This window comes from Mesorhizobium sp. M2A.F.Ca.ET.042.01.1.1 (assembly GCF_003997405.1).
Classification (GTDB): Bacteria; Pseudomonadota; Alphaproteobacteria; order Rhizobiales; family Rhizobiaceae; genus Mesorhizobium.
Genome location: NZ_RZRX01000393.1, coordinates 1 through 3,835 on the forward strand (window position 1 = coordinate 1; position 3,835 = coordinate 3,835).

Annotated in this window: 5 protein-coding genes; 2 read left to right on the plus strand and 3 right to left on the minus strand. The window is 63.3% G+C overall.

The window, feature by feature from the left end:
• The 3 genes from EOA23_RS32435 to EOA23_RS32445 form a co-directional block, all read right to left on the minus strand.
• On the minus strand, positions 1-370 hold a 370-nt coding region (locus tag EOA23_RS32435; protein WP_189341795.1), incomplete at its 3' end, for a hypothetical protein.
• A gap of 117 nt (positions 371-487) precedes the next feature.
• A complete protein-coding gene (gene soxR, locus EOA23_RS32440; RefSeq protein ID WP_126059747.1) occupies positions 488-934 on the minus strand; it encodes a redox-sensitive transcriptional activator SoxR in 447 nt (148 codons plus the stop codon).
• Positions 935-1,142: 208 nt separating this feature from the next.
• Positions 1,143-1,601 (minus strand): tRNA (cytidine(34)-2'-O)-methyltransferase, encoded by a 459-nt coding sequence (locus tag EOA23_RS32445; RefSeq protein WP_127307075.1) that lies wholly within the window; start codon positions 1,599-1,601, stop codon positions 1,143-1,145.
• 446 nt (positions 1,602-2,047) lie between these two features.
• On the opposite strand from EOA23_RS32445, the gene EOA23_RS32450 reads away from it, so the two are divergent.
• Complete coding sequence (locus EOA23_RS32450; protein ID WP_127307076.1) at positions 2,048-2,464, plus strand: hypothetical protein; 417 nt, start codon at positions 2,048-2,050, stop codon at positions 2,462-2,464.
• 27 nt (positions 2,465-2,491) lie between these two features.
• The coding region (locus EOA23_RS32455; RefSeq protein ID WP_145966556.1) for an ABC transporter ATP-binding protein at positions 2,492-3,835 on the plus strand (1,344 nt) is incomplete at its 3' end.

Genomic DNA, 3,835 nt, shown 5'->3' on the forward strand with positions numbered 1-3,835 from the left:
GGCTGGAGATCGCGGCGATACGCTCGTCGTCATGCGCCGCGACCGCTCCCGGCTGGGCCACATAGCCGCACTGCGAGAACAGGGTGAGCTGAATGCCTTTCCGCCGCCGAAGCACGAAAGCTCCCAGCGAAAAACAGATATCGTCGCAATGAGGCGCAAGATAGAGATCATGCGTCGAAGCCTCGGCGAGGCCGGCCGGAGCGGCGCGCCAGCGCGAGGCGAAATCCTGCGCGGTCAGGCTCAGGCCCTGCAGGGCCTTCGGGCCAAGGGACGCGATGGCGTTACAATCCATGCCCGTGCGGTCCGCTCGGCCTTTAAAGAAATCCAGGGTCGAAGGCCTTCTCCTGCAGACCAAATCCTTGTCTTGCAAGGATTATCTTTGGCAAGACCGTCAAAAATGCGGACTGGCGCAGGCTGGCGGCAATGGCCTGTCTCCAGGCGAGAGGCGTCCATCCCGTCTGTCTTGAAAGGCGACTGAAATGGAGGGTCAGCGCGCAACCACCAGTCGTCTTGCTCCCGACCCTTGGGCGCTCAGCCGATCTTCCTTGTTCCTCAGCGGGCATTTGTCAATCGACATGCAGCCGCAGCCGATGCAGTCGGTCAGGCCGTCGCGCAATTTCTTCATCTGGGCGATCTTGTGGTCGAGCTCGTCGCGCCAGGCCGTCGACAGCACATTCCAGTCCTCGCGCGTCGGCGTGCGCTCTTCGGGTAGGGACTGGAACGCGGCGGCGATGTCGGCAAGCGAGATGCCGACCTCCTGGGCGACGCGGATGATCGCCACGCGGCGCAGCACGTCGCGGCCGTAGCGCCGCTGGTTGCCGGACGTGCGGTGGCTGCGGATCAGCCCGCGCGCCTCGTAGAAATGCAGCGCCGATACCGCGACGCCGCTGCGCATGGCGACCTGGCCGACCGTCAATTCCCTTACCGGAGCCATTCTCAAATTCCTGCTTGACCTCAAGTTAAGTTGAGCTTGTAGCCAGGAAATATCGATAGGGCAATTGCAGGAGAAGGCGATGTGCGCCTGGGCAGGAATGACGGCGGAAGGGATGGCGGTTCGGGATAGCGCGGAGGCGCGAAAGCTGGCTCGTTGTTTCGACGCAATTACCGACGGAAAACCGTTTCACACTTTTCCTGGAATTGCTTTAGCCGATCTGGCGGAGCGCTTCGCCGGCGACCATGGCGACCGACAGCGCGACATTGATGCTGCGCGCGCCCGGCCGCATCGGGATGGTCAGTCGCGAGTCGGCCGCTTGGTGGACTTCTTCCGTCACGCCGGCGGATTCGCGGCCGAACAGGAGGATGTCGCCGGCGGCGAAAGCAAAGCCGGTATAGGCGGCCGTGGCCTTGGTGGTGAGCAGCACCAGGCGGCGCGCATGCGCCTTGCGCCATTCCTCGAAGGCGTGCCAGTCGGCGTGGCGGGTGAGCGCCGCCATTTCGAGGTAGTTCATGCCGGCCCGTTTCAGCGCGCGGTCGGAGAGCGGGAAGCCGGCCGGCTCGATGATATCGACGGCGATGTCGAGGCAGGCGCCGAAGCGCAGGATGGTCCCGGTGTTGCCGGCGATATCCGGCTGGTAGAGCGCGATGCGGAGACGGTCGTTCATTTTCGCATCCTGCTAATAAGTGGCAGATCGGCCACAGGCATCTCCCGCTTTCGGCGATTTCTGGCCTGTCGGGTGGCCATTTTCTGCGAAGTCGAGTATAGGACCATCATCGTCAACCCGAACCGAATGGAGGGGAACACATGATGACCATGCACATCCAGCGCCTCTCCTGGGCTCTTGTATGCCCACCGGCGGTTTCGGTACGACGATTCTTCTGACACTTTAAGTCTTCATCGCACCGGTTCCCGCCGAACCCAGTTTTCGGCCTTCGAAGGAATCTTGCGATGTTTTTCAAACTGCCAAAGGGGCGCCGTGCCCCACCTGAACGTACCGGGACCGACATTTGTCGCCGGGCCCCCAACGATTCGATCCGCGCCTTCGGTCGAATGCCGGGGATCGAGGCCATATCACCCTTTTTAACGCATTTGCATATGGAGGACGGACCAATGTTCGATCCCTACAAGATACCGGGGTCAAGAAGCCTGCATGAGCGCAAGGCGGCGACCTGGGCGCTGCTGATCGGCGAGACCTATTCGTCGGCGGTGCATGCCGAGGAGCGGCGCAGGCCGCATCGCGGCATGCTGCCGGACGTCGATTTCTCGCGCGCGGTGCCCGACCACAGCCGGCCGACGCTGGTGCGCCGGATCATCCGTCTGTTCCGGTCGGGCGACCGAACCCAAGCAGGCTCCGGCTTTTCGTCGGGAAGCTCGGCGCCGTCAGGATCGTCGAGCGAGCCTGTCGGCGAAAAGCCGGCGAAACCCTATATTGCGAGCAGCAAGGCCGGCGATGCGGATGATTCCGTATCGCCGGCGCGCAATGCCGCGCGGCCGCAAAGCCTAACCCATCAATCCCGCGCCGCGTAAGCGCGCATAGCATCGTGAGTGCCTGGAATGTTCCGCTGGTTTGAACAGAGGCTCGATCCGTTTCCCGCCGCGGAGCCGGTCGAGCCGCCGAAGACGCTGGTCGCGTTTTGCGTGCATTATACGCGCGGCGCCTGGCCCTACATCCTCCTCGATGCGGTGCTGGTGACGGCGATCTCCATCGCCGAAGTGTGGATGTTCGGCTTCATGGGCCGCATCGTCGACTGGCTGTCGGGGCAGAACCGCGAAACCTTCCTTCAGACCGAGAGCTGGAAGCTCGCCGGCATGGCTTTCGTCGTGCTGTTCGCGCTGCCGGGCACGGTCTGGCTGCATTCGCTGCTCAACCAGCAGACGCTGATGGGTAATTATCCCATGCGCATCCGCTGGCAGGTGCATCGCTACCTGCTCAAGCAGTCGATGGCCTTCTACCAGGACGAGTTCGCCGGCCGCATCGCCACCAAGCTGATGCAGACGGCGCTCGCCGTGCGCGAATGCGTGATCAAGCTGATCGACGTCTTGAACTACGTCATCGTCTATTTCCTCGGCATGCTGTTCATCGTCGGCTCGGCCGACTGGCGGCTGGCGGCACCGCTCGCCGTCTGGCTGGTCGGCTATATCGGTCTCCTGCGCTTTTTCATCCCGAGACTGGGCAAGGTTGGCGAGGAGCAGGCCAATGCGCGCTCGACCATGACCGGCCGCGTCGTCGACAGCTACACCAACATCCAGACGGTGAAGCTGTTCAGCCACGCGCGCCGCGAGGCGACCTTCGCCAAAGAAGGCATGGCGAGCTTCCTCGACACCGTCTACCGCTCGATGCGGCTGGTGACGGTGCTCTACGGCCTGCTCTACGTCCTGAACTCGCTGCTTCTGTTCTCGGTGACGGCAATCTCACTGTGGCTATGGCTCGGCCAGGCGGTCACGATCGGCGCGGTCGCCGTGGTCATCGGCCTGGTGCTCCGGATGTGGGGCATGTCGCAGTGGATCATGTGGGAGATGTCCGGGCTGTTCGAGAATATCGGCACGGTGCAGGACGGCATCCAGTCGATCTCGCTGCCGCGCCTGGTCGAAGACAGGCCGGGCGCCAAGGACATCGTCGTCAGCCAGGGCGAGATCCGCTTCGACGACATCCGCTTCCATTACGGCAAGCAGAAGGGCGTCATCGAGAACCTGTCGCTCACCGTGAAATCCGGCGAGAAGGTCGGCATCGTCGGCCGCTCCGGCGCCGGCAAGTCGACGCTGGTCAACCTTTTGCTGCGCTTCTACGACCTGGAAAGCGGCAGGATCCTCGTCGACGGCCAGGAGATCGCGGCGGTGACGCAGGATTCGCTGCGCGCCCAGATCGGCATGGTGACGCAGGACACCTCGCTGCTGCAT

Bases quoted from the DNA above. Each gene is read 5' to 3' on its own strand.
- soxR (WP_126059747.1), bottom strand. From the start codon at position 934: ATGGCTCCGGTAAGGGAATTGACGGTCGGCCAGGTCGCCATGCGCAGC.
- EOA23_RS32445 (WP_127307075.1), bottom strand. From the start codon at position 1,601: ATGAACGACCGTCTCCGCATCGCGCTCTACCAGCCGGATATCGCCGGC.
- EOA23_RS32450 (WP_127307076.1), top strand. From the start codon at position 2,048: ATGTTCGATCCCTACAAGATACCGGGGTCAAGAAGCCTGCATGAGCGC.